At 55.4% G+C, this 24,550-nt stretch carries 17 protein-coding genes and 2 pseudogenes; 12 read left to right on the plus strand and 7 right to left on the minus strand.

Features of this window, described 5'->3' with window-relative positions:
• Positions 1-154: 154 nt before the first annotated feature.
• Positions 155-1,048 (minus strand): MBL fold metallo-hydrolase, encoded by an 894-nt coding sequence (locus ACYCFC_RS00700; RefSeq protein WP_181084806.1) that lies wholly within the window; start codon positions 1,046-1,048, stop codon positions 155-157.
• Positions 1,049-1,451: 403 nt separating this feature from the next.
• Here ACYCFC_RS00700 and ACYCFC_RS00705 point away from each other — a divergent pair.
• Positions 1,452-2,432 (plus strand): annotated as a pseudogene (locus tag ACYCFC_RS00705) (GlxA family transcriptional regulator).
• 21 nt (positions 2,433-2,453) lie between these two features.
• Positions 2,454-2,906 (plus strand): annotated as a pseudogene (locus ACYCFC_RS00710) (tyrosine-type recombinase/integrase); the annotation flags it as partial.
• A 455-nt stretch (positions 2,907-3,361) separates the two neighbouring features.
• Here ACYCFC_RS00710 and ACYCFC_RS00715 read toward each other — a convergent pair.
• Positions 3,362-3,979: an HAD family hydrolase gene (locus tag ACYCFC_RS00715; RefSeq protein WP_020306044.1), complete on the minus strand. Its 618-nt coding sequence runs from the start codon at positions 3,977-3,979 to the stop codon at positions 3,362-3,364.
• Positions 3,980-5,248: 1,269 nt separating this feature from the next.
• On the opposite strand from ACYCFC_RS00715, the gene ACYCFC_RS00720 reads away from it, so the two are divergent.
• The 7 genes from ACYCFC_RS00720 (at position 5,249) to ACYCFC_RS00750 (ending at position 13,322) form a co-directional block, all read left to right on the plus strand.
• Positions 5,249-5,653: a DUF6957 family protein gene (locus ACYCFC_RS00720; protein WP_011914493.1), complete on the plus strand. Its 405-nt coding sequence runs from the start codon at positions 5,249-5,251 to the stop codon at positions 5,651-5,653.
• Positions 5,653-5,967 (plus strand): hypothetical protein, encoded by a 315-nt coding sequence (locus tag ACYCFC_RS00725; RefSeq protein WP_003291462.1) that lies wholly within the window; start codon positions 5,653-5,655, stop codon positions 5,965-5,967. The genes ACYCFC_RS00720 and ACYCFC_RS00725 overlap by 1 nt, the downstream gene beginning before the upstream one ends.
• A gap of 53 nt (positions 5,968-6,020) precedes the next feature.
• Complete coding sequence (locus ACYCFC_RS00730; protein WP_459652852.1) at positions 6,021-6,395, plus strand: hypothetical protein; 375 nt, start codon at positions 6,021-6,023, stop codon at positions 6,393-6,395.
• Positions 6,396-6,489: 94 nt separating this feature from the next.
• Entirely contained in the window at positions 6,490-7,143 is a 654-nt protein-coding gene (locus ACYCFC_RS00735) for a 3'-5' exonuclease (protein ID WP_459652853.1), read from the plus strand.
• Between the two features lie 209 nt (positions 7,144-7,352).
• Positions 7,353-9,836 carry a tellurite resistance TerB family protein gene (locus ACYCFC_RS00740; protein ID WP_459652854.1) on the plus strand — a complete coding sequence of 828 codons (2,484 nt, stop codon included), beginning with the start codon at positions 7,353-7,355 and terminating at the stop codon, positions 9,834-9,836.
• A complete protein-coding gene (locus tag ACYCFC_RS00745) occupies positions 9,833-11,128 on the plus strand; it encodes an ATP-binding protein (RefSeq protein ID WP_014597639.1) in 1,296 nt (431 codons plus the stop codon). The genes ACYCFC_RS00740 and ACYCFC_RS00745 overlap by 4 nt, the downstream gene beginning before the upstream one ends.
• Positions 11,103-13,322: a DEAD/DEAH box helicase gene (locus ACYCFC_RS00750; RefSeq protein WP_014597638.1), complete on the plus strand. Its 2,220-nt coding sequence runs from the start codon at positions 11,103-11,105 to the stop codon at positions 13,320-13,322. The genes ACYCFC_RS00745 and ACYCFC_RS00750 overlap by 26 nt, the downstream gene beginning before the upstream one ends.
• A gap of 158 nt (positions 13,323-13,480) precedes the next feature.
• On the opposite strand, the gene ACYCFC_RS00755 is transcribed toward ACYCFC_RS00750, so the two are convergent.
• From ACYCFC_RS00755 to ACYCFC_RS00775, 5 genes are all read right to left on the minus strand, one after another.
• Positions 13,481-15,832 (minus strand): RNaseH domain-containing protein, encoded by a 2,352-nt coding sequence (locus tag ACYCFC_RS00755; RefSeq protein WP_237262513.1) that lies wholly within the window; start codon positions 15,830-15,832, stop codon positions 13,481-13,483.
• Entirely contained in the window at positions 15,829-18,900 is a 3,072-nt protein-coding gene (locus tag ACYCFC_RS00760; protein WP_459652855.1) for a hypothetical protein, read from the minus strand. The genes ACYCFC_RS00755 and ACYCFC_RS00760 overlap by 4 nt, the downstream gene beginning before the upstream one ends.
• Positions 18,884-19,921 (minus strand): restriction endonuclease-related protein, encoded by a 1,038-nt coding sequence (locus ACYCFC_RS00765; protein WP_459652856.1) that lies wholly within the window; start codon positions 19,919-19,921, stop codon positions 18,884-18,886. Before ACYCFC_RS00765 ends, ACYCFC_RS00760 begins: the two co-directional genes overlap by 17 nt.
• A gap of 18 nt (positions 19,922-19,939) precedes the next feature.
• Positions 19,940-20,773: a hypothetical protein gene (locus ACYCFC_RS00770; protein ID WP_459652857.1), complete on the minus strand. Its 834-nt coding sequence runs from the start codon at positions 20,771-20,773 to the stop codon at positions 19,940-19,942.
• 234 nt (positions 20,774-21,007) lie between these two features.
• The gene (locus tag ACYCFC_RS00775) at positions 21,008-22,000 is read right to left on the minus strand and encodes a helix-turn-helix transcriptional regulator (RefSeq protein WP_459652858.1); all 993 of its coding nucleotides are present in this window, start codon (positions 21,998-22,000) and stop codon (positions 21,008-21,010) included.
• A gap of 37 nt (positions 22,001-22,037) precedes the next feature.
• Here ACYCFC_RS00775 and ACYCFC_RS00780 point away from each other — a divergent pair, with 37 nt between their 5' ends.
• The 3 genes from ACYCFC_RS00780 to ACYCFC_RS00790 all read left to right on the plus strand — a co-directional run bounded on the left by ACYCFC_RS00780 (position 22,038) and on the right by ACYCFC_RS00790 (position 24,541).
• Complete coding sequence (locus tag ACYCFC_RS00780) at positions 22,038-22,934, plus strand: tetratricopeptide repeat protein (protein ID WP_459652859.1); 897 nt, start codon at positions 22,038-22,040, stop codon at positions 22,932-22,934.
• An 88-nt stretch (positions 22,935-23,022) separates the two neighbouring features.
• Positions 23,023-23,937, plus strand: a complete 915-nt coding sequence (locus tag ACYCFC_RS00785; RefSeq protein WP_459652860.1) for a hypothetical protein — start codon at positions 23,023-23,025, stop codon at positions 23,935-23,937.
• Positions 23,938-23,947: 10 nt separating this feature from the next.
• Positions 23,948-24,541, plus strand: coding sequence for a hypothetical protein (locus ACYCFC_RS00790; RefSeq protein WP_459652861.1), 594 nt, complete (start codon positions 23,948-23,950; stop codon positions 24,539-24,541).
• The last annotated feature ends 9 nt before the right edge of the window (positions 24,542-24,550 follow it).

The raw sequence follows: 24,550 nt of genomic DNA on the forward strand, positions 1-24,550 counted from the left end.
TTTTCCAAGGGCGCAGCGCAGGCGATATGGGGAAATGGGACTTGGCGAGATAGAATCTGGCCAATATAAAAGACCTGCCGGGCAGTGAATGCCTGGCAGGTTATGATCGTTTCAACCTGGTCGAGGGCCGCCATGATAGGCGGCCTCAGCTTGATCAGAGCTTTACGACTGCGCCGTCTTCCGGGATTTCGACACGTTCCGCGATGCCTTGCTGCTCGACGTACTCTTTGAGCTCGCTGCGGGTTTGCCCCATATGGTTGATTGCGTCCATGTGGGTCGCAACTAGAGTCGCGTCCGGCACGGCTTTGCTGGCTCGAACCACATCGTCCTTACCCATGATGATGGCGCCGTCATAGCCCGTTACGCGTGCATAACCGGCGTTGATCAGGATCACTTCGGGGCTGTACTTAGTCAGCGCTTGATCCACCTCGTTACGCCAGATCGTGTCGCCTACCAGATACAGCGTCTTTTGGCCCGGCGCCTGGAATACCACGCCCATCGCGACACCCAGGAACTCGGCCAACTGAGGGACCTGGTACATCTTGTCGGTGCCGTGCTGGCCGCCGGTCTTGGTCAACGTCACGCCCTGGAACTCGGCCTGATCCTTCAGGATCCGTACGTCGTCGAAGCCCTGGTCGCGAATGATTTCCGCATCCGACTCGTTCTGTACGTACAGTGGGATGTTCTTGGGCAGCAGTTTCTGCGCAGCATCGTCCCAATGGTCGAGGTGGGTGTGAGTGACGATGATCGCATCGACCCCGGCCATTACGTCGGCTTCCGACATCGGTAGGTCAACGAGCGGGTTGCGCAGCTCACTGCGATAGGTCCCCTCGAAGCCAGGGTAAGCGCCTTTCTTGGCAAGCATCGGGTCGATCAGGAAAGTCGTGCCCGCGAAGGTGATTTTCACGGTCGCGTTACGGATCTGCTGCAGCTGGATTTGCGCATCTTGCTGGGAAGCCTGCTTGGCCGGCAGCTCGGCTGCGAACACCCCGGTAATGGAAAGGCTAACCGCCAAGGCAAGTGAACTAGCGATTTTCGCGAATTGCATGTTGCGACTCCTAAGTCATTGTTGAACGGAGCGCATTGTGAGGGCGATACGATGGCGGCAACATCGGCCCGGAGGACAATCTCCGAAAATATCGGGCCAATGTTCCGCTTTTCATCAAACTTAGGGCCGATGCCAATTACGCAACCCGGTTCCACTGCTCGCTAGCTAGACGTTGCTGCGCTGAAACGGCGGCGGTAAAGCAGTACCCGATCTCGATGACGGCTATCTGTGACATGTCCATCACGCCCCTATCACTCATGTCCAACTCCACAGCCGCGTCGTCCTGACGCCTGACCCCGCTTGCCGTTCTGCGTTGGCGAAGAGGCTTGACGACAAGCGATTGACCTGAATAGACATGTAGGCTAGTTTTTAGGCCATCTTGAGCGTGCCGAAAAACACTCCTATGACCTCTCTGCGTGTCGCCGTCCTTGCCTTCGAAGGTGTGAGCCTGTTTCATCTCTCCGTACCGGGCATGGTCTTTGGCGCCGCCAAAGACGCACCGGATCTTCCCCGATACTAGGTTCGGTACTGCGCCACGACCCCTGGAAAGGTTCGCAGCGACCAAGGCGTAGTGATCGAGGTTCCCGACGGCCTCGAGGCGTTGGATCGGGCGGACATCGTCATTGTGCCGGCGTGGAGCGATCCCAGTCAGCCAGCCTCGGCCGAGCTGATTGACGGTCTGCGCCGCAGTCATGAACGTGGATCCCTGATAGTCGGCCTGTGCCTTGGCGCGTTCGTGTTGGGCGACGCGGGGTTGCTGGATAGTCGGGAAGCGACCACGCACTGGGTCGCCCGCGATCTGTTCGCCCAGCGCTTTCCGAAGAGTCATTTCCGCCCCGATGTGCTGTATATCGCCGACGACAACATCGTCACGTCGGCCGGAACGGTCGCGGCCATCGATTGCTGCCTGCACTTGTTGAGGCAGCGACACGGCGCCGATGTCGCGAACCGAATGGCCAGGCTGCTGGTCACTCCGCCGCATCGCCAGGGCGGTCAGGCTCAGTACATCGAGCAACCCGTTCCGCAACTGGCAAGCGAGAGCCGACTACCCGGGGTTCTGGAGTGGGCGAGAGAGCACCTGGCCGATCCGTTGTCGCTCGATACCCTGGCCGATATCGCCAAGATGAGCCGTCGCACCTTTACTCGGCGTTTTCGTGAAACCACGGGTACCACGTTCATCAAGTGGATCAACGCCGAGCGGGTCGCCCGGGCGCAGCAGCTTCTGGAGACTACTCAAATGCCGATCGACTGCGTTGCCTCCGAGGTCGGTTTCGGAACAGCGCTGTCGCTGCGTCAGCAGTTCGCGGCCCATTTGGGCACGACGCCGTCGGCATACCGGCAGATCTTCTGCAAGGAAATAACCTCACGCGCGCATAGGCGCTAAGAAAGGGTGTCAGGCAAGGGCTTGGCGACAGGGGCGCGGTGGTCTGAAGCTGAGCGGCTCAAGCCGTCTTCCGTGCGCGGTGGGGTCGTTACGTTCAGTGGTACCAAAAGCGGGCGTGTCCGGTCTGTTCCAATATCTGCTGCCCTGGAGCGGCAACTGCGCAAGCATTGGGACCAGTTCGGACCGTTCACCGGGTCGATAACATCGTTTCGGCGTGCGTTGGGTCGGACTTCAATCGTCCTGCCACGCGGGCAGGCCAGTCATGCGCTGCGGCATACGTTCGCCAGCCACTTCATACAAAACGGCGGCAACATTCTCACGCTTCAAAAGATTCTTGGTCATTCCAGTTTGGTTATGACCATGCGCTATGCCCACTTGGCACCGGATCATTTGGGGGATGCTGTGCGTCTCGGTCCGCTTGCCAGTTTCGACACTTTTTCGACACCCAATGAAAAAGCCCCTGAAAAACTCTAAGCTTTTCAAGGGCTTGTGATGGTGGAGCCGGGGGGATTTGAATCCCAAACTTCAATATCCCGGCCAAATCAAGGCTTCAGCGCATTATGCAAGAAACCTTGATTTGTTGGATTGCTCACAGTGAGCGCGAGTATATGAACCTTTCGAGCCTTGTCAAGCATCGCATTCCCCCATCTGTGAGAGTGGCTTTGCGTGCGTTGGCGAGTAGAGCTGCCCGCAGTCGGTTGGGTTTAGGCTGCGTTGAAGCCAAACGCTCCTGAGTTTGAAGTTACCAATGATCTAGGGAGGCGTCTTGGGTTTCTAAGGTGTTCCCGTTGGCCCCCGATCATAATCACCTCAACTCAATTTACGGTCTTATCTTGACTGCGGTTCGAGGTTCATGGAGCAGGATTGCTTGGTGTGATTCCAGGTTTCAATCGCGAAGTGCGAAAATGGATGGGGCTGACATCGCTCGCTCAAGGCGCGGTTGCCAATACCTTACGAGCGAACGTAACCAATTCAGGGCAGTCACCGTTGGTGCTGTTTCGGTCAACAAAAAAGCCTCGGATGCCTACTGCCGTTGGCCCATCTCGGTCGCAACGTTGGGAGTCACCGATCATCCACGATGCGGTCGGGGACGCCCCAAGCTGATCGCAAATCCAACTGTAGATGGTGGGTTCGGGCTTCATTACGCCTAAATCACAGCTAAATGCATATGCGTCTAGCATGGGGTAGCAACGCAGGACGGCTTGCCGGTACGGGAAAGCCAAATTCGAGCAAACACCGATTCGAATGCCTTGCTCTTGGAGCAGTTTCACCGCTTCGAGCCCGTCAGGATATGCCTCAACGGCTGCGATCTCTTCTGCCAGGACAGTTTCCAGAGTGCTCAATTGTTCAGGGCTTGCAGTGATCCCCAAATGCGCTGCGGCTTGCGTCAACGTTATCGCAGATTTCATCAGGAAAGACGCGTCGTCCGGGCGGGGGCGCCGCCCATGCGCCTTTCCGATCTTCATCAACTGTCGGTACGGATGCGACCCATCTTGAATCTTTATCAGTGTCCCGAAAGCATCAAAAATGACGGCTTGTATGGTCATTAGACATCCCGTCACGACAGGGTATCGAAGGCTGGCGCATTCAACCGACGTGCTTGATTGGCCCCGAATACTTCGCTATAGCATGATTATTGGTTACTAGGATGAAGCCTTCCGAAGCTGCTTGTCCAATGAGCATCCGATCAAATGGGCGCTGTGAAGGAGAGGCGAGGCCGCAGCCTTAATGGCGTGTCGGCTGGTCATGGACAGCTCCTTGTAGTCGCCGTCCAGAAGAGACCTTCTTAGTACTCCTGAATCGAACTGAAAGCTGGCTTTGCTCATCGCGTTTTTGGCCGATTTTCCAGCTGCTAGCGGCGCTGATGAACAGCTCATTGGCGCGATCCTCGATCATCTCCACAGCCCCGAGTTAGCTAACCTACTTAGTCTATCCCCTCGTTGGAGGGGCAGCTGTCATGGTCAATTGCAGGCTGTAAATAATTGCGGTTTTTCCGTGACGCTGCGGTTATATGAAATTATGGCTCAGCCATAATTATTGCTGAGCCATAATTTTCATCATTTTGTGGCCTCGCCGTACAGCTCGACGCGTGGCGCGCTTCGTGCGTGCACTAGATGGGTAGCTAGGTGTTAGTGAGCAGATCTCAGCGTACGCAGACTTTCTCGAACCTGCCCCTCGCTACAAATTACTCAGATCATCCGCTTTCGTTTGCAATTTAAGCAGTCGCGAGGAGTCGCGGTACCCTTCCGCGTCACCGACGCGCCTCGCTTGTGGTGATTACCAACGGTGCGAAATTTCAAAATTCGAAAAGAAGACTCCGAGCCGGTTGGATCAGCCTCGCATCGTCCGTGGAGATATGTCTTGATCTCAAATAGTCATTGACCGCGCCCAGGGTAAGTCCGATAAGGATTATCTTCTTGCTCTTCTGGTGCATGAGTTCTGGCAATCCTTGTCAATATATACGTATTACAAATACCGATGGTCAGTGGTTGGCTTTTTCTTTTCTAAAAGTGCTTGACGGGCGGTCGTTGGAGCTGGATTATTTTATTGCATTGGTTTCAGGTTGCTGTTTTTTTGTCCAATACTGAGCGTAGTGGGGCGACGCCATAGGCTTGCATTGATGAATAAAGTACTTAGTTTAATAATGGAGGTTGATGGGGTTGCGCTGTTCGCCTTTTAGACTCAGGCCATATATCAAAAGTCAGAACTGACGCTCATTGGGAAGCAAGCTTTTCATACTTGGTAGTTTTGTCAAGGTAGGGAAGTTTTGCCCAGATTCTGCCTCTAGACATCTATGGTTCAGATAGAGAGACGGTATGGACGATTTAAAGAAAATATCTCATTTGTTATACGCCCCGGGTGAGGTAATGCCTGGTATCGAGATGTCGTTAGCAGAAGCGTGCGCGCGTGGTTCAGCGGCTGCGTTGCATGACGAGGTGCCTTTCTGTGTTGTGCGTGACTGGATCTGGATCGATCTCATCGTGCCTGACGCGATACGAGAAACGTTACAGGCGTCCGGGCAACAGCCCGCGATGGTGTATGCCGGCCGCGTGTTGTACGACAGTGCCAACCGTTTCCAAGAGGGTGACTGGGTGCGTACAACACAACTGATTGAGTTTGCCGATGGGTGCATTTTCAGAACGCGCAATACGCGATATGTGCTTGCTGGCCCAGGGGCTCGCAAAAGCGCCGAGCTCACTACTGTGTTGAAGATTTTTTGATGCGTAGACAGATATTGGCGGGCATGGACGTACCAGACAACCGACACCCCGATGTGCCTTGCGACGTCTGTGGTACCTCCATGCGAGTGCCTGGGTACGGCGAACAGTTCGGTGTGCTGCAAGCGCACTGGGGATACGGCGCGCGACATGACGGTGAGCGTTATCGCGTACGGATGTGTGAAACCTGCTTCTTCATGACCTTGGCGTATTTGCGACAGGAGCGACGCATACATCATTTGTTTGGCGACGCCCCGCAGCATGAAGACTACAAGTTTGGGCGTATTGCTCGAGACGATTATTGGTTGGACAGCTAGCCGTTAGTGGGGGGGAGGCAACGAGTTTTGATCCGAATTTGGGTGCTGACGTGATGGGTTCAACTAAACGAAGTATCAACCAAGCACGTGATGTATCTGGCGCGTTGTCGCGAGCAATGGATATGTCTTTTGGTAGGGAAGTTACGGCGTATCTCACGGACGCTTATTTAATCGCAGGCTGTTGTATCGGCGTGGTTCATCGTCACGTGCGGGCGGATGTGTATGGAAGGTTTCAGGACGGTCACCGGGTTCGGACCTCCGATGTACTGAAAGCTCATGAGCAAGGCGGGTTTTGGGCGCTGTTTACCGCCACGGGCAGCTTGTACGTTATTGTGACTTTCAAAGAAGACGGCGGGCGTCTGTCACTGGATTGGCTGTTGGCACAGGGGGCAAAAGGCTTACACGCAACCCCGGTAACGATTCAGTGATCCGTTTCTCGTGTCACTACTATAAAACGGAGCCCACGGTCCGTGCTGATGCTCGTAGGTTTATATCCTCTGAGGAAAAGAAGGGCGGGGTGTCATGCAGGTAAAGCGTTGGGGACAACTTGATGCGCTTCGTCAACAACTTGGCGAAAGTCGCTGGTTACTTTGCGTGGATCTGGAAGCGACTTGCGATGACTACCCTGCCGACCTAAACGAGGCGGCCCGGAACGCTCACGTATTGGAGGTCCAGCGCGACGAGATGGAGACGATCGAAATTGGCATCGGGCTGTTGGATGTTCAGTTGGAGTACAGGACTGTCGATCATTTCGGACAGTTTGTCCGGCCGCTACTTCGCCCCACGCTAACTGAGTTTTGCACGGGGCTGACCGGCATATCTCAATCTGACGTCGATACTGCAAAGCGTTTCGCGGAGGTACAAGATCAGCTTGGTGAATGGCTGAGGCCGCGAAATACAGAAGGCTGGCGCTGGTGCTCTTGGGGCGATTACGACCGAAACCAGCTGAAGGAGGACGCTTTCAGAGCAGGGGTAGATGTATTGCTGGATCCGGCCCGTCATATCAATCTAAAGAAGTGCTTTTGGAAGATTTTCGCTTGCCGTGCGCTAGGGCTGAAGTGTGCAGTGGAAAGCATGGGCCTTTTGTGGGAGGGTGCGCATCACAGGGCCATCGACGATGCGCGTAATCTGGCACGGTTAGCGCAGTTACTGCTCAGCGCGAGGCAACCGACGTAGTAGGGGCGGACGGCGCTGTGCCTGCTCATCAATTCAACCCCGTGACCGCCCGGCTCGCATCTGGCCGCCATCTCACCAGTGCATACGGAACACATCTGGATAACATCATAAAGAGATTCAACACATAGCTTGGCGCGAGGTATTGGCTGATGCACCCGAATTGCCGATACTGCTAAATGGCCAGCATGCTTGTATAGGGAGTCGAAGCGATGGCAGGGAAGCGTAAGCGCAGCAGCAAGTCTGGTGTATCTGGAGCGATGGTTCTGTGTGTCCTAGTGATTGGGGGGCTTGCTTCCGTTCCCAAGGGTGTATGGGTTTTCTTGGGCGGAGCACTTATTGTCGGCATAGGCGGGTGGCTAGTAATAAAGGCCTTCAGCAAACCGTCAGTCATGTCTTCGGCAACAACTATGCGGCCACCCCAAGGGGGAGCTCGTTCAAGTTCCTCGGACCTCGGCATAAGCACCGGCCTGACGTTTTCATTGGATGAGGTCTCGCCACTAAGTGAGCCCTCTGCTCCTGCGCAAGTCTCGGCGTCGCCCCGGCAGGTTTCGGCAAAGCGAGACGACTCTGGCTTTTTTACCGTAACTTTAGAGGCCACTGAGCGGCCTTCCCACCGAATTCCGAGCGCGCCGGCGAACCTGAATAGTGCCAACGTGCGGTGGCTTTCTGCTGGCGAAACCATCGAAGTGGCGGGCGAAAATATCACTATTGGTCTGATCTACGTCGGCGAAGATAAAAACAGGCGCAATGGACCTTCGGAACCGTCACTGATCAACCCGAAACTGAAGGTCGCACGGGGCATCGTCGATATATCTGAGCGTCTCACCCCTTACTGGCCCAGTTACGACAGCATCTCTCCTGAGGCCCGCCGCGCATATTTGCAATGGCTATCCAGTGGTCGAAAGGCTCCGCATGCCAACATCGGCTACGTGTTCTTATTCTTCTACGGTCTTGAGCGTAGGGTTTTTGTCGACGCCAAGACGGATCAGGCTGCGGCGGCCGACATACCTATCATAATTGCCGAGGTGGAGCGGTTGCTCTCGATCTATGGCAAGAATAACTCCTTCAATAACTACGCCAGTCGCTTCGTAGACTTCCTCCGCCAAGGCCAAATACTCGCCAGGCGCTATCAAAAGGCGCCGCCGGCACCGTTACCTTACGGCTACGAAATGCCTGTAGAGCTGCGTATTGGCCTGGGTCAGTTGGCGGCTGACAAGCAACCAATGCCGGCTGACTGGGCGTTGGCCTGGGTGCTGTCTGATCACAGCATCGGGAAGCGGACACCCGTAACCCGCTGTAAAGAAGCGTTCGCCCAGTTGTTCTGCATGCGCTACGAGGAACGTTATGGCGCCGGTATGGTGCTCCCTCAGAACAAGACCCGTCTGAGACTCCAATACAACACCGCTTCTGCGGGTCTACCACCCCAAGAGCTGGATGGCCTATCCGGTATCCCTGATGTCACTGCGACTAGCGCAGCTCGGAAGAAGCTGCAGCAGTTGGTTGACGAATGCACAGTGCAGTTGGAGCCCTACAGTCGTTATCTCGGCCGCAACCCCGGCACTCCTGATGCACTAGAAGGGCTGTTACAGCTGCCCGTAAACCTGTGGCCGCCAGCAGCTCGAACAGCGCTCGCCGAGCTAAAGCAACGCATCGGCGATGGCATGGTGGTCATGAGCTTCGGTGAGCTGGCAGGGCGACTGCAGAGTGCAGGTAGCCTGTCGCGAGACAAGGTTCTGACGCTCGCCCGCGCTCTGGAGTCTTTACACATCGGTATCGAGCCGGATGTGCTGACAGGCAGCCGAACACCCAAGGCAGAGGACAATGTGGCGCTCTTTGCGACCCAGGCTGAAGATGGTGATCTGCGTTCTTCGCCGGCGTATAGCGCCGCCTCTGTTACGTTGGACCTTGCTTGTGCTGTGGCGGCGGCCGATGGTGACACGTCGCCGCAGGAAATTATGCTGCTATCCCAGCATATCGACTCCTGGTGTCACCTGAGCGGTGCTCATCGGAAACGCCTGAAGGCCCACCTGCGTCTGCAGCTTAACCAGCCACCAACCCTGCAAAGCCTGAAGAAGAAACTGGAACCCCTGGCCGAGCCGGCGAAGAGGGTTGTGGCGGCTTTTCTCGCTCACTTGGCGCAGGTCGACGGCGAGGTTAGCCCCGCAGAGGTGAAGTTGCTGGAGCGCGTCTACAAGACCCTGCAGCTGGATCCGCAATCGCTCTACAGCGACCTTCATGTGGCCGCCAGTGGCAGCGCCGTAGGCTCATCGCAGACAACGCCTTCCATTCCCGGAGCAACTCCGTCCAAGCCTGTTGGCGAATTTGCTCTGGACAAAGAGCGCATCGCTCAGTTGCAGCGTGAAACGGAACAGGTATCTGCGCTGCTGGCTCAGGTTTTCGTTGACGACAAGACTGCTGAGCCAGATGACGTAGTTGTGGAAGAGACTGTTGAGGATACTTCCTCCGTTTGTGGCTTAGACGCCGATCACTCAGCCTTCCTGCGTGTACTCGTATCCCGTACCGAGTGGTCTCGTGACGAGTTGGGGGCCGTAGCAAGCGATATGGAACTCATGCTCGACGGAGCATTGGAGCAGATCAACGACATGGCATTTGAGCATTTCGATATGCCAGTCACCGAAGGGGAAGACCCCTTCGAAGTTAACCCTGACATTATGGACAAACTACCGCTATGAGCAGCATCAGAGCCAAGGACCGCGATGCGGTCATCCAGTCCCTGCGCGCCGGCGTCGTCCCCCGTGCAGGCCAGCACCTGATTCAAGTGGGGCGTGTCGGGGAGCTGGAAGCACTCATCCGTGATGTGGAGCGCCTCGCGGAAAGCGGTTCCGCGTTCCGCGTAGTGATCGGTGAGTATGGTGCAGGCAAGACATTCTTCCTCAACCTGGTTCGCTCTATCGCGATGGAGCGCAAGCTCGTCACCATGCATGCCGATCTGAACCCGGATCGTCGTCTCCATGCTACTGGTGGCCAGGCTCGCTCGCTGTATGCCGAATTGGCCAAGAATATGTCCACCCGAACTAAGCCTGATGGCGGCGCTCTGCAAGGAATAGTCGAGAAATTCGTGGCGCAGGCCAAAACGGAAGCCAAAGCGTCCGGCAAAGACAGTGAGGCCGTGATTCGCGAGCATCTCGACCAACTGGCAGAGATGGTCAACGGCTATGACTTTGCTGATGTAATCGCGGCCTATTGCAAAGGCTTCGAAGAGGGTAACGAGCAGCTCAAGGCTGATGCTATCCGCTGGTTGCGTGGCGAGTTCACTACCAAGACAGATGCCCGCACCGCACTGGGGGTGCGAACCATCGTCGACGATGCTTCGGTCTACGATCAGCTCAAGCTGCTTGCGCGATTCGTTCGGTTGGCCGGCTTTAGCGGGTTGATGGTATGTCTCGATGAGCTGGTGAACCTGTACAAACTTTCCAACACCCAAGCTCGTAACGCTAACTACGAGCAGATTCTTCGTATCCTCAATGACTCCCTGCAGGGCTCTGCTGAGGGGCTTGGTTTTGTGTTGGGCGGTACACCCGAATTTCTCATGGATACTCGCCGCGGCCTCTACAGCTATCCGGCGCTGCAGTCGCGTCTGGCTGAAAATAACTTCGCCAAGTCCGGGCTGGTAGATCTGTCCGGCCCTGTCATACGCCTCACTAGTCTGACGCCTGAGGATTTCTACGTGCTGCTGCAGAAACTGCGTCATGTATACGCGGCAGGCGTGAGCGAGCGCTATCTGCTACCCGACGAAGCATTGCCGCTGTTTATGGCCCACTGCAACCAGCGGATGGGTGAGGCCTACTTCCGTACCCCGCGGACGACCATTACCGCATTCATCAGCCTGCTAGCGGTGTTGGAGCAGAATCCTGACGCTGATTGGCGGACGCTGTTGGGTGCCGTGGAGATTGCACCGGATCGAGGCGGTGAGGCCGATACCCAAGTGGATGCGGACGATGAGCTTGCCACCTTCCAGCTCTGAATCGGTTGGCTTCGATCTCCTTGAACCGCGAATCCAGCGCTGGATATGGGCCGAGGGCTGGACCTCCCTACGCGATGCCCAGGAGCGTGCTATCCCTGCGCTCTTGGGGGCCGACCAGGATGTCATCATCGCGGCGGCTACAGCTGCAGGCAAAACCGAAGCCGCGTTTCTGCCCATCCTTACCAATCTCCTGCAGGACACGGAAAAGCCTGGGGCGGTGCTTTACATCAGCCCGCTGAAGGCTCTCATCAATGACCAGTGGGATCGTTTGGCGAGGCTTTGCGATGAGCTTGAGCTTCCTGTCATTGCTTGGCATGGGGATATCTCAGCGAGCCGCAAGCATCGCTTCCTCAAGTCACCGGAAGGCATTCTGCTGATCACGCCGGAGTCGCTCGAAGCTCTGTTCGTGAACAAGGGAACCAGCCTGGCGGGATTGTTTGCCAACCTGCGGTACCTGGTGGTGGATGAGCTCCATGCCTTTATCGGCAGTGAGCGAGGCAAGCAGCTGCAGTCACTCATGCATCGTGTTGAAACAATCATTGATCGCCCCCTGCCCAGGGTTGGTCTTTCCGCCACGTTGGGCGACATGACGTTGGCTGCTGCCTTCTTGCGTCCCAATGCCCCTCATCATGTGTCGGTGATCGAATCCAAGGGTAGTGGCCAGATACTTAAGGTTCAGATCAGAGGGTATGTGGAGTCCAAGAAGGCGCTCCCGGTACAGCCTGAAGGTGACGATGTTTTTTCTCCGGACCATGCCATCGCAGAGCATCTCTTTCAGGTGCTACGCGGCAGCAATAACCTGATCTTCCCCAACAGTCGAACTCAGGTTGAGTGGTTCGCTGACAATCTGCGGCGCCGTTGCGAGCAGGATGGTGTACCGAACGAGTTCTGGCCGCATCACGGCAGTTTGGCGAAGGACATTCGAGAGGAAACTGAGAAAGCGCTGAAAGACGGTGACCGGCCTGCCACCGCAGTCTGCACTACCACGCTGGAGCTTGGGGTCGATATCGGCAGCATCAAGACGGTAGTGCAGATCGGGGCTCCGCCATCGGTAGCTAGCTTGCGTCAACGCTTGGGGCGATCCGGACGCCGTCCGGGAGAGGCAGCCATTCTCCGAAGTTACTGCAAGGAGCGTCAGCTAGACGATGGCTCGCCCCTGTCAGATCGACTTCGCCAGGGTTTGCTGCAAAGCATCGCGATGATCCGGTTGTTGATGCAGGGCTGGTTCGAGCCTCCTCGTGTTCATGGCCTTCATTTATCGACGCTGGTACAGCAGTGCCTCTCGGTGATAGCCCAGCGGGGAGGAGCTACAGCTGCAGAGCTGTGGAGCACCTTGATACGCAGTGGTCCGTTCACTGGGGTGGAGCAGGGCAGCTTCCTCAGTTTGCTTCGTGCCCTCGGTGAGCGCGATTTGATAACCCAGGAAACATCGGGGCTCCTGCTGCCCGGCGTAGTGGGGGAACGCCTGATCAACCACTACGACTTCTACAGTGCATTTGTCAGTAATGAAGAGTTCCGCCTGGTATGCGATGGCAAACTACTTGGCGCATTGCCCGTCTCCAGGCCATTGACCGTCGATCAGCGAATTATCTTTGCTGGGCGCCGCTGGCGGGTAACGAGCGTGGACACTGAGGCCAGGGTCGTTGTCGTGAGATCCGATCCCGGTGGTGCTCCCCCGTCCTTTGACGGGCTTGGAGCCCGTGTACATGATCGGGTTCGGCAAGAGATGAGGAGCGTCTTGTTGGAGGCGGACGTCTACCCCTATCTTGATACTACGGCACAAGAGCTACTAGCTCAGGCACGTAGCGCTTTCTCGGACCTTGGATTGGTACATTCGAGCATGACCGAAAGCGGAGGTAAGACTTACCTTTTCAGCTGGCGAGGCGATTGGACAAACGATGCCCTAGCCATCTTGTTGACGCACACCGGACTAGCCAGTGAGAACAGCGGGTTGGTCATCGAGGTTGAGGGAGATCGGACGTCGCTTGAACGCAAGCTGCGTGAGATCGCCGAGTGGGACGGTATTGATGAATCCGCTGTTCTAGCGGACGTACAGAACATGGCTCAAGAAAAATGGGATTGGGTGCTTCCGCCAGCATTACTCATGCAGTCTTACGCCACGATGCATTTGGACTTGGGTGGAGCAAAGGCCTTGGCATTGGCTCTAGTGAGCCAGCCTGCGGAGACGGCCTGATATCTAGCTTATTCGTGTGGTGCCTGCTTTGTTGAAAGCCGACTTTGGTTCATCTGGTCAATATGAACCAAAATCCAGTGCATATGGAGCACAACTTAAGACCGAGTGCTAACAAGTGACTATTTGACCGGCTTCAGTGCCTCCACACATTAGATTCCCTAATTTCCATACCGGTTCGCTTCAGACTTGCGTCGCATTTCCAAAATTGGATGGTCTGCCGCTACTTGTTTGCCCAAGTGCATGGGCCCAGGCAGACGCAGGTAGCCGTCCCACAGTGAAGGGTTCCTGCACAGCAAGGCGACCTGTTCAGCGATCACTGTCGCAGTGCTAAATGCCCCGGGCGTTATGATCGTGATTTCTGTTACGCCCAACTGCTGCCATGGATCTCGCAGGTCTCGTTCTGATACGTCGTATCTTGTGTTCTCGCGCTGTGAGCGAACGCTGCCGTACTGCTTAGACGGTGACACGAAATAAAATACCGAGGCGCTCTCGCAAGATTGAAAAGCTCCCACCTTCGTCCCGATGTAGTGAGCCGAGTTGGGAGACAAGGTGTGGTTGCCGCTGATCTGTGCTACCTGGTGATCGGCTCGAATGCGGACGACAGCGGCATCTGATGGGACGGGAGGAAGACCCTCCCCGGGGCCATCTTTCAATGCTCCATAGAAGGTTCTTAGATTGGCATCGAGGCAGACGATCAACGAGTCGTTCGAATTGATCTTGCAGTCCAGCAAGGATTGGGTGACCAATGTCTTCAATTGGTCAGGCTTGAGCAGAGTGTCCGTCCCGTGGATGGCGGCCAAGCCCTCGCCGTAGCTGAACCATTTGCCATTGGAGTCCAAGCAAGATTCGAACCAGAAAACCTCTGGTTTATTCCCGCCCAACACCGTCCGGGTGATAACCGGCAGATAGATGGCCGGGCCTTTATCCTGAATTCTATCCAGCAAAATCGACAGCACCGTTGTGCTCGCCGGCATCGATTTTACTTTGGGCGTCGGAACGGGGAGGTGCCCGCTTAGTCGAATCGCTTCGATGATCGAGTTGGTAGCTTTGAAATCACGATCATCCGCTTTGGTCTTCCGCCTCTTAGCTTGTGCATCAGGGTCGATATGCATGATGAACTGGGTCGCGATGCCGTGCTTTGCCAGTACCCTTCGAATGACGTGCTTGGGGTCTAGCCCTGCTTCCTGAGAGGCAGCGGACGTACTGGTCTCAACGATCATTACCTTTGCGCCATTTTCAGAAGCCTGCTTGCTAGCGGGCACCACATGGTTCATTAGCCAGTCGTTTAGGCTGTTGCTGTCATGTTTTCCTTCAAGCATTCGCTGCGCGTCTGGTACATCCAGGCGTGTCAGTGCCACGAGAGGAGGCATCACCTTATCGAAGAACTTGCTGTCCTGGGCCAGGGTGGTACTGGCTGCATGTAGCCGCAGCATCACGTCAGCGTGTGCTGCGAGTACCATCGCGTTCAGATTGGCGGCCTCTCCCGTGTTGACAACCTTCTCCTCTCGTAAGCTAGCCACCGCCTTCTTGACCAGAAGCGGAGCCGTTCCAGGCAGACTTGCAAGGAGGTGAAAGCCGGCTTGGTCGAGGAACAGCGGGCCAGGGCCTGACGCAATCATTGGATTCGACGGTGGGATGGCGTAGATGGGTCTCACGTCGCTGTCGACGGGGATGTCGCCGTCGACCATTGGAGGAAACGACTGTACGCCCATGAAGGTCAGCAGCTTCTCGACAGGGTGCTCGTACGTAGTTTCCCAGCCTTCGACCGTCTTCTTGGTTTTGAGCTTCGCTTTGACGATCAGGTCGCCGGTTTTGACCCAGGCATGTTTTTTCTTGCCTACAAGGTTGGGCATCACCTGGGTCAGTTTCACACGTAGCTGGATGTAAGGCTGCGGCCGACCGTGCAGCAAGACAAGAGTCGGCTCGATAGCATGCAGTGCACTGGCATATCGGACATCATTTTCGGAAACGATAGGGTCATCCCATGCAAGCAAGCTGGAATCAGCTGCCTGGTACAGCTTGATGGGCATCGCCGCCTGCATGGGCTTTTGTATGAGGGCTTGCCCCACCAGCCAAGGAATGACCGTATATGCGAGCGATGAAATGTCTCCAGGCGTGACTAGGTGACTTGTATCCAGCGGCACCACGTCGGTGACGATCAACTTTCCTTCAATGCCGACCAGTTGCTCGTTCCAAATCCTAAGGACGTCCATCGACCATAGGTGGAGCACCTCGTTGATAGTGTCGACTGACAGCGGATAGAGCATGATAATCGCCGAGACACCGCCCTCTTTTTGGGGGAATAGGTCCACCTTTACGGGGCCCCGGGAAAGAACCGCAAGCATCTCCTCCAATCCTGTCGTAGGCAGGCCCGGATGTGGCTTTTTAACCAGCCCCTGAAGCGCTTGCCACGCGTCGAGATACTGGGGGCCGATTACCACACGGTAGGCTTGCCCCAATTGGGTCGCATCAAATTTGAATAGGCTGGTGCGTAGCTCAAGGGCCTTCATCTCGCGTCCTTTCTTGATTCATTGATGTATTTCAGAAGTGCTGATGCGACGCCGGCATGGTGACGTTCGAACTGATCCCAATCCCCATCTTTCTTGAGTTGATGGACGCTCTCGTTGAGCATCTCGTGCCAAGGCTTGAGGCCATTCAGAAACGCGGCATCAGCGAAGTAACAAGTTACCGGAGTACCTCCTCGACGCCCCCGTCCGATGAGTTGAGTGAGGCTCACCAGGATGTTCATGATGGTGTAATGACGGATGTTATCCGGTTGCTGGCTAAACGCCGGGCGTGCGGTACGAATACTTTGTAGGAGAGCATTGGAATGCTTTCGCTCCTGCATCATCAGCAAGCCAGGGCTGCTGTAGAAGGCAACCGCTTTCCCCGTCTCGTAGCAGATATGGGCAAGGTTGTTGTTTGGGCTGTCCGAAGAGGGCAGTGGACGGACGCAGATCACTACGGCGCCAATCGCCGAAAGACCATCGGCGTTTACGATGTTGTGGCCGCGCGCCATAGGGCCAAGCGCACTGACCAGCAACGTCTTGTCCTTATGCCGGCCGCTGGTGAATTCCGCCAGGTCGTCGTAGACAAGTGTTTGCTGTGCTTCGAGTGAGGATGGCTTGTACTCGCTCTGTCGTCCTCGCACCCAGCCTACCAATTGGCCTGGGCCACCCTGCATTTTCGCGAGGGTCATGGCCAGCACTTCAGCATCCGTGTCGCTGTTGGTGACCAAGAGCAGGCGAGCGCGCTCTTGGGTCTTTGGGTCGTTTGCCAGACTCTGGAGACGGGCTTTCGCCCAGGGCCATATTTCTTTGGCAAATTTCGATACCAGGAACTTGCGCTCCGCAAAGGCGGCACCAGAGATGGCGGTCGTTTGGTTGACATTCTCGAAGGTGATCTGACCAGCTGCATCCGGAACGTCGATGAAGTCTTTGGCTCGAAGGTCGTAAGCACTGGCTCCGGGAAAATATGCAGTGGCAGAGAACCCTATGAACAACCGTTTCACACCGGCATAGCCCAGAGCGCTGACATCCGGAAGTGAAAGTAGGGTGCTGTGCGGATCACCGCGCATGGCGACGACGTTCAGGGTCGAGTCATTGTCGCTACTGTCTTTCCGCTTGAAACCAAACACGGCCCGCTGCAAGGGGCCGTTGGGGGTAGGGCTCAACGGCTCTGGCCCTGCAATGCTCCTTCGAACCTCATAAGCGTTTGGGACCTCGGCGTTGACGAAGCCAGAAAGCTCAACCTGGAGGTTTCGCAGGTGTGTTTCGATGACCAGCAGCGTGCCACGCAAGATCAACGATGCTTTTAGGCGGATCTGGTCATGCTCTTTCAGCGGTGCAGGAAGCAGACCACTGTCGGACAATGCCTTGATGAGACGACCAAGGTTGACCGCCAGGGTTTCAAGCTTGTGTTCGCCATCGTTTGAGCGCCAGCAGGCAAGGTGGTGACTTAGCCTTTCCAGGTGGGGTGGTATGCGGTTCGTGTTGTTGAACAGCTGTTCCAGCTCCTCGCGATTGATTCCCAGCTTTTCGGTAATGAAGGTGTCGTCGGCATCTGACCAGGTTGTTTCCTTCTTTGGCCACTCGAAATATTTTTCCTGCTGAAGGTTCATGAGCTGGCTCACACTGAGCGTGCAATAGGTTAGCGCCCAGTTCACCCGGTACAGACTGCTTCGATCAATCCCAAGTATGTTTGACCGGCCAACAACGGTATTGAACAGGCGCAAGAGAGGGCTATTGTCACCCTGGTTGCCAAGCTTCAGCTCGATGACACTGCTGTCTATGGCAGACTTCAGCAGACCGTCGATTTCGTCGACGAGAAACACCGGGGCAGTCCGGAGCAGCAACTCGATCAGGCTGCGCGGTCCAGGAAACTGGTCGGCGTCGGACAGCGGAATGCGCGTAGTGCCCGACAATAGGGCATGATGGTTGATCACCACGATGTCGGCTTCAAGAGCTTCTGACAACATTCTGGTCCGACCGCATTTGAAGAGAAAAGGACAGTGGTTAAGCCGTTTTGAATGCTTAAGTCGGCCTTCCTCCTGGGTCGATACCCGAACGTTGAAGCAAGGCTCTTTACCGGGTTCGACGTCGAGGAGGTCGGACGCGTAAGCATCCAGCAGGCAGGCATAGTCGTACGCGGACGCAGTATTGCTCTGCGCGAACTGGATCTGTGCACGCTCATAGACCCGCGTCGCTGAGTGCAATGGTGCAACCTTCAGATCAGCCGCTGCCACAGCTAGCGACTGCTTGAGAATACGTACGGTGTTTTCCAGTTCGACTAGCGTCGGTACCGCAATCACGACTCTGTGACCTCGGCGAGCCGCGTCAATCGACATCATCACCATGGCAACGCTTTTGCCGGTTCCAGTGGGGGCATTCACGCGGTAAAAATTGCCCGAGTCTGCTGCGCGTCTGGGTTCTGATCCCCAAATGTTGGTCAGGGAGGCTTCGTGTTGGCTGTGGAGATTGGGCGTTGCATCGAGTTGCTGGGCGAGTTCGCGTAGTGAGCCAAGCTCCCACTCGATTTCCTGCACAGCGGGCGATGAGGGGATATGGATGTGGCAGTCAGCGACTTCGAGGACGCTCCGCTCGCTTTCAGGTACAACGAAAACCCTGACCTGATCTCCAGCGATATGCTTGAGGACTACGTCCCCAGACTCTGGGAGCTGGGCATAGACCGGTGTCGCCCGCCCATACTTGAGTGCCTCGAAGTATTCCCTGATGAGCTGGTCGGCATTCAGGTGCGGCGATATGCGATAGCAATCCTGTTCGTGGAGCTCGTCACTCAGCCTGCTCGCGTCGATCAACTCAAAGGGGCTGCGTTCACCTTTGATAATCGCCTCGGCGCTCATCAGGAAACGCTTGGGTTGGGCTACAAGTGAAGGCCTGAGCCGCAAGCTCTCGGCTATCAGCAGCTGATCAGCGTCCTGAAGCGCGCACCAGGTGCTCCAGCCGCGTGTTCGGCCCGCGCAGAGAGCTGCTGCATCGGCCAGCATGGGTTCACTGCCCACATATCGCGCAGCCAGGGCGAGGAAAAGCGTTGTACTAATGTCAGAAAGGGGCTGCATGTTTTTGTGCCTCCCTTACGCACTGGCTCTGCGTGAAGACCGCAACCCCTGCAGGGCAGCGTTGGCGGAGCAGGGGAATGTTCTGCATCTGGTAATCTGGGATTACGATCCAGCGAGGCTTGCTCGAGGGGATTGATTCGATGTGTTTGGCCAGCTCGTAGGACGATATCCAGACCTTGGCATCAATATCCTGGTAAGTGTGGCCAAGACGGATACGCAGATCCGTTCGATCCACATCAGGCCACAGCTGCACCTCCAACCCTTTCGCCACGAGCGCGCTTGCGAGCGCAACCTCAAGCAGTCCAGGTTGGAGCGTGAATTTCCATAATGGCGGTTTGAGCATCAGTCGGTCTTCGACGGGGTGTCCCAGAAGAATGCTGTTGTCTACACGGTTGATCAGTCTCGAACCATCACGAACAAAAAGACTCTTTTTGTCCTGGCACCAAGCGGAGTCGCAACTGACCTGGTGCCGCTGAGCATTCATCGGCCATTTGCATTCGGGGCATAGATACAGAAGCCCGTTATGGTGCAGGTGGCGGGGGATGGGCTCGTAGAACTCGCTTAGAGAAAGATTGAGTGGAACGAAGGATTCTTGGGCCTGGAAGGGCACGATCACGCCATGCTCAATCAGAAACAACCGGAAGTTTCGATAGTGTGTCTCACCGTCAGCCCGAAGGCGGCACGCTTGCTTGACCCGGTTTACGCTGGCCTGGACTTGCTCCCACAGCTCCCTTACGTCGAGCTCAAGCAGCATCTCATTGCAGGTTTGCGTGGCGATGTTGGAATACAGTAAGGGGCCTGAGTAGTCGGCCCTGATAGTCGAAGGCAGCCAGTCCTCAAGGGGAATGCTCAGCTTGCGCTCCAATTCAAAGACTGACACTGGGTAGCCAACAGGCTTAAGACGCCAGAGCAGGGCGCAAGCCCGCTGCAGCAAGGGAAACGCCAGTGCCCTATTCTTACTGCTGAGTGATGCGCCTTGAGCAAGGAGTTGCAGCAAATGCCTAGGTTGTTGTTTATCCATGCACTGTTCTCCACTGCGTCAACTTTGGTCTTTAAGTGGGCCGAATGTGAGCAGCTTTAGGCCATAACCTGAGTATTCAGGGGCTACCCAGCCAGTGGGTGCGATATCGCATTTGATTTCGGCCTCTAGCAGGATCAATAAGTCGAAATAGTCGCTTATCGACATATCGAAATTGCCTTCTATTACGAGGATTGCATCGACCGCAGTAGTGAGTCTTGTATGCCCAGCCTGCGCTAGTAATGAATCTATAGCTGCATTTGGTGTTGAGCCCCAGCTAGTTGCTGCTTGACCAATGCAGTGTTCAGGCAACTGCCATGTGGGGTAACTATTCCAGTTCAACCCTGGGATGCTTTGCATCTCTCTTGCTAAGTACAGGCTTGCCCAGAAGTCACACAGAGCTTGTTCAGTGCACCATAGATAGCTGCGATAACTCGGATATGCTTGTGCCATGCATGGGGCTAAATGATGGATGTGGATGATGGCTGCTAGTCGATCTAGGTGACTCGCGGGAGGTAGCTGGTCTGGAGATGAGCAGAAAAAATGAAGCTCATCAAATTGCTGTTCAGGCCAAGGTTTGTCTAGTCCGTGAGCAGAAAAACGATGCCTGTCGAGACAGTTGATGCTTTCGGGGAAATAAGCCCTGGGCAGTTCAAGTATTTGGTCTGCTAGTCGCTGAGCTTCGGCTTGTGTTTCTGCGATCAAGGCGATATCGAAGCTTACCGAGTATTGTCCCCGTAGATTGAGAGCTTTCTGGTGCGTTTCTGTCTTAGCGCTTTCGGTATCGTCACCTTGGTTTAAAAGGTGGTACAGATAGTCGCTAGGCTGAATGCGCTTGCGATGCGCGTCGTTCATCTTTAGCGCACCTGCACGGGGCCGTTTGCGCACTTGTAACCGGGGTATTGGGCTTCAGCCGTGACGCGAGCCATCTCGGAGCTGACGGCCTGTACCGTGATTGTAAAGTTAGCTCGTGGTCCCGCATTAGGTGTCACACGCTGTAGGAAGGCAGAGTAGGTCTTCATTGCTGGGTCTCCATGGTCAGATGACAGGAGACAGAGTGGTTCGGGTATGCGACAGCCTGTGTCGCATTCAACCTTGTTCGTACAGTGCCGCCATCCGATGCGCCGATAAGGCCATTTGTTGCCTTAGCTCAACCGGCTCAAGAACCTCCAGGTGTTCGCCCTGGCTCAATAGCCATAGTTCCAGCCCCTGGCTAAGAGGCAGGCTGCCCATCATCAGCCACCAGCCATCAGCGGTGGGCTGTAGCTGTTGATCGGCAGTGAGCGCGTTCTCGTCTAGGCGTTCATAGAGCGTCTGAGAAATGCGCAGCTTCAGTTGAGTCGGGTACTCAGATTTCTGGGATATCAGGCTGCGCTTGACCTCGAACAAGTTCATCTCAAAACCGTCAGGAGTTCTCAGGTCTTCCCATGTAGCCTTGGCAGATTGAAAGCGATGCAGGGGAAGGGAGGCCAGTTTGCCTTCGGGCAAGCCTTTGAAAATACAAACGAGGTAGATATTGGAGTCTTGGTAGGAAAGACCCAGTGGCTTGAGATGTAGTGTTCGTGGCTCACTGGCGCCGCGCTTGAGGTAGAGCGCTTCGATAGATGAATCATCTAGAAGTGCTTGCTGAATAACCTCTAATACCTCTGATTTTACCTGCCCTGGCTCCAGGACAATGAAGCGGGTATTGCTGATGATTTTGCCTGAGCAGTCCCGGCTGGGTCGGTTTCCTTTCAACAGAGATATCGCGTAATCCCGTAAGGGGGCCAGGTTTTCAACCTGCACCGCCATTCCGAATCTAGCCGCGTGATCCATGATCATGACGAGGTTCATTGCATCTGTTGGCAGCATGCTCAGTCGCGACAGCGACTTTTCTGCCCACCACAACTTGGCTTTTCCCATTGGCCTGCTATGCACATGGGGGAATTTCTGTTCTAGCTCGCTCAGGTCACGCTGAATGGTGCGCTTATCAACCTGGACACCCTGGTTGGCTACACGTTGGTGAATGGCATTGCTATCGAGAGCGCTTTCCTTGTTCGGGAGAAGGCCAAGAATGAGTTCATGGCGAAGCAGCTGTTCCACACTTCCGTCCTTGTTTGTGTGCGACACAGGTTGTCGCATGGCCGTTGAAAATGGTCAGACACGATCATCGATGGGCAGCAGCATGAGCAAATCTGCAGACATCTTCAATCTTATGGACAACCTTCTTCCCCGGGCTGACTACGTCGAGCTGGCTGAGCCTGACGAGTTGCAACGTCTTTATGTTGGAGTCGGTATGCCATCGCTGAGAGCGATGGAGCTGAGCGGGCAGGCGGGTGTTAACTATCACGAGATCAAGGAAGCAAATCCGCTTCTTGGATTGGTTGATCCGATCATAATTCGAAATCGCTATGTGGAGCTGCGTGAACAGGCTCTGTTGGGCGATGCGGATGCGATCAATGATCTAGGGTGGTTTTGGCTTAATGGTCTGAGGCTGAAGCCGAACCCTGCGCTGGCCAGGCGGTTATTCAAGATTGCGGCAGTGATGGGAGCCCCTGAGGCTCTATTCAATCTCGCCGAGCTGGCCTATTACGGCAAGGGCTTGCCGGTCAATCCGGGCTTGGCCATCGGCTATTACGAGCAGGCTTTCGAAGCTGGGATTCCCTGTGCTGCGCAAGCATTAGGGAGTTTGTATGAGCGTGGGGATGAGGGTGTCATCGTCGATCATGGTAAAGCCATCAGTTGGTACAAGCGAGGTGCGGCTGAGCATGACGCGATGGCGTGCTTCTCACTCGGCAGACTGGCTCTGGATGAAGCATCAACTGAGTATGATCCCACGCTTGGCCTCTACTGGTTGCAGTGGGCGGCCATGAAAGGGCAGGTACTGGCTACTGAACGGCTTACCGATTTTTACTTTTCTACCTTTGAGTCCCCGCCGGATCCTGATGGGCTACTGTTTCGTTTCTGGAGAAATCTGGCGGTCTGCCAGGGAAGCTTTTGGGCTAGAGAGTTGTGTGCATCGGATGGCGCTATTTAACAGGTATGCAAAAGCTCATAGCATGCCGGCTGTATTCCCCACCAGGGATATCAAAAGGTGCTGGGGTTAGATGATTAAGGGAAAGGGAATGAGTCTGACTGGAAATCAAAAAGCCTTTGCTCAGTACCTGGCTGATTTATGGGGCAAGCCAGAGGTGCCGGACGAAATGCGTGGTTTGCTCCCAGTGGGAGATGCTTCGGGGGCAGGGCTGCTGCATAGCTATCGCACTAGCAAACATCCGAGCTGGAAGCCTTGGAAAGGGCGTATTAACTCTTCGGTGCAATACTGGTGGTGCCATTCACTTTGGGAAGCATCGTCTCACTACTCTTGGCCTGATGCTCCTAAACCTCGCTCATTCCAGTGCATTGCCGCTCGTTTAAGGCAAGCGCTCGCTGTGCGGGATCAAGCGGCTGCTTACCAAGCCTGTTTGGATATTTTCGACTGGGGAAACGTTGCGCAAGACCCTGATGATAAATCCCGAGTTTGGGTCGATAATCAGTACCAGCATAAGACGCTGTGCCAATCGATTATGCGGGCAGTTCAAATGCTTCAGCCTGGATTTGCTCAAGGGTTTGCTGCATTCGATGGCAAAGAGTTTCTGATGAACTCCGCTATGACAAAGATCTATGCAGCGGCAGACCCTAATCACATCATCATCTACGACGGACGTGTTGGTGCTGCGCTCGGGCTGCTTGCCCGTTCTTGGCTCATGCGTGTTGGCCTGCCAAGTGTGCCTTCCGATTTGGCTTTTAGATGGGGGGCTGGCAAGGGTAAAACCAATAGAGACCCATCTCTGGGCGGGTATAAGTTTTTCAAGCTCAGCTCCGCTCAATGCCAGCTTTGGGCAAGTCAGGTGTTGCTTGCAGGAAAGCTGCTGCAACAGGTGATGGTTTGCAACCCAAGCATTGGTTCCCTTGCAGAGCTCGAGAAAGCCCTCTTCATGATCGGTTACAACGTGGATCCAGATCTACCCCCTCTGCCGCTTCCCCGGGTTTCCCCATAAGGAGATTCACATGAAGCTGTTCCGGGCGATTCCGTCCAGCCAGTTGGCAGGTGCAGAAAAAGGTCTTCGTCGCCACGCGACGATGCGGATTCCGAGCAATGTTCCCTATGTTGTCGACAACCTCTGGGAGTCTCTTCGGCCGAAGAATATGCCGTCCCGCCGGCATGCCATTTATGCCAGCCCCACTCCTGAGCTCGCTTTGCAGAATGCCAGTGCTCCGCTGGTGGATGGCGATGAATACGTTGCCTGCCGGGTTGTTGTAGAACCGCAGAAAATCCGTATTGCTCAGCTTCAAGTGACCGATGCGCGCTACCACAGCGACATTCGTTTGATTGGCAAGTGGATCAGTCAGCATGGGCAGGAGTTGGCTGAGCTTTCGTTGGATCAAAAGCAGAAGCTTGCACCGCTCTTTATGCCGGGCCTGCATCGACGTGAGATGACCGAGCTGTGGAAGGCCCATCCGCTGGTGGCCGCGCTTTGCACCTATGCGAGGCAGCACTCTTCGTTCTGGTCCTTCGCATCTGACAGCCCTCGGTCTTCGGATGGTGAGCTGTTCTTTGAATTGGTCGGTGATGCCGATACCTACCGGCTTGAAGTCATTTGAGGTTGCCGG

This window comes from Stutzerimonas sp. NM35, from assembly GCF_054604355.1.

What these genes read in the sequence shown, in the direction of transcription:
- ACYCFC_RS00700 (WP_181084806.1), bottom strand. Translation starts at nt 1,048, where the DNA reads ATGCAATTCGCGAAAATCGCTAGTTCACTTGCCTTGGCGGTTAGCCTT.
- ACYCFC_RS00715 (WP_020306044.1), bottom strand. Translation starts at nt 3,979, where the DNA reads ATGACCATACAAGCCGTCATTTTTGATGCTTTCGGGACACTGATAAAG.
- ACYCFC_RS00720 (WP_011914493.1), top strand. Translation starts at nt 5,249, where the DNA reads ATGGACGATTTAAAGAAAATATCTCATTTGTTATACGCCCCGGGTGAG.
- ACYCFC_RS00725 (WP_003291462.1), top strand. Translation starts at nt 5,653, where the DNA reads ATGCGTAGACAGATATTGGCGGGCATGGACGTACCAGACAACCGACAC.
- ACYCFC_RS00730 (WP_459652852.1), top strand. Translation starts at nt 6,021, where the DNA reads ATGGGTTCAACTAAACGAAGTATCAACCAAGCACGTGATGTATCTGGC.
- ACYCFC_RS00735 (WP_459652853.1), top strand. Translation starts at nt 6,490, where the DNA reads ATGCAGGTAAAGCGTTGGGGACAACTTGATGCGCTTCGTCAACAACTT.
- ACYCFC_RS00740 (WP_459652854.1), top strand. Translation starts at nt 7,353, where the DNA reads ATGGCAGGGAAGCGTAAGCGCAGCAGCAAGTCTGGTGTATCTGGAGCG.
- ACYCFC_RS00745 (WP_014597639.1), top strand. Translation starts at nt 9,833, where the DNA reads ATGAGCAGCATCAGAGCCAAGGACCGCGATGCGGTCATCCAGTCCCTG.
- ACYCFC_RS00750 (WP_014597638.1), top strand. Translation starts at nt 11,103, where the DNA reads ATGAGCTTGCCACCTTCCAGCTCTGAATCGGTTGGCTTCGATCTCCTT.
- ACYCFC_RS00755 (WP_237262513.1), bottom strand. Translation starts at nt 15,832, where the DNA reads ATGAAGGCCCTTGAGCTACGCACCAGCCTATTCAAATTTGATGCGACC.
- ACYCFC_RS00760 (WP_459652855.1), bottom strand. Translation starts at nt 18,900, where the DNA reads ATGCAGCCCCTTTCTGACATTAGTACAACGCTTTTCCTCGCCCTGGCT.
- ACYCFC_RS00765 (WP_459652856.1), bottom strand. Translation starts at nt 19,921, where the DNA reads ATGGATAAACAACAACCTAGGCATTTGCTGCAACTCCTTGCTCAAGGC.
- ACYCFC_RS00770 (WP_459652857.1), bottom strand. Translation starts at nt 20,773, where the DNA reads ATGAACGACGCGCATCGCAAGCGCATTCAGCCTAGCGACTATCTGTAC.
- ACYCFC_RS00780 (WP_459652859.1), top strand. Translation starts at nt 22,038, where the DNA reads ATGGCCGTTGAAAATGGTCAGACACGATCATCGATGGGCAGCAGCATG.
- ACYCFC_RS00785 (WP_459652860.1), top strand. Translation starts at nt 23,023, where the DNA reads ATGAGTCTGACTGGAAATCAAAAAGCCTTTGCTCAGTACCTGGCTGAT.
- ACYCFC_RS00790 (WP_459652861.1), top strand. Translation starts at nt 23,948, where the DNA reads ATGAAGCTGTTCCGGGCGATTCCGTCCAGCCAGTTGGCAGGTGCAGAA.